We start from the raw sequence: 756 nt of genomic DNA, 5'->3' as shown, positions 1-756 counted from the left end.
AGCCCTGATTAGTCACAACATCGCCAGCGAGGTATTGAGATCCTGCTTGATAGATGTTAATTGAAGGAACAGACACAACTGGCGGCTCAGTTGGCGGGATGACCGGATCTTGATGTGACGTACAATTTGCATCGCTCACGGCTTGCCAAACGCCCCAGGAACCCGATTCTGCTGGGTTATCGCCTTGAGTCCACCATTGCGCTTGCCACACTTTTCCATTCCACGTGACCGTATCGCCTTTATTGTAAACAGATGAGGCTTGCCATTCGTTTGCACAGCTTCCTGTTGGTGGCGACGTTACCGATTTGGCTGTTGCAGACACAACCGCTTGATATAACGTACTGGCTTTATCAACGCCAAAGTTCAACGTCACTCTAGCTTCACCCGCTTGTGATGCGCCAAACTCCACATCCACATGACAGCTCGTATTTGCAGCTAACGTTGTTTGAGAACATTGATCGTTGGCAATCAGTGCTGCATCAGTCACTCCTGAGCCGCCAATGCGTACATTTTCGACAGTGAATGCAGTATTTCCCGAATTACTAATCACAAATCCATGCTGCTTGAGTTCGCCAACATTAAACGCTGGCAACGTTTGATTAGCAGTGTAACCAACAGAAACGTTATCTTTCGGAGGCGTTGAAGTGCCGATGACGCCATCCACAAAACTGCGTAATGCTGCAATATCACTGTACACGCCGTACATACCCGGACGTGCACACCCTATTCCCCAGCTAACCACGCCAAGTTGGGTAA

1 protein-coding gene is annotated in these 756 nt (G+C 49.1%); it reads right to left on the bottom strand.

Annotation, left to right across the window (positions count from 1 at the left end):
- A partial coding sequence (locus R7R24_RS26485; protein ID WP_318120086.1) for a carbohydrate-binding protein occupies positions 1 to 756 on the bottom strand: 756 nt, incomplete at both ends.

It is taken from the genome of Vibrio sp. 704 (genome assembly GCF_033339295.1).
This window is presented reverse-complemented; position numbering and strand designations above follow the sequence as displayed.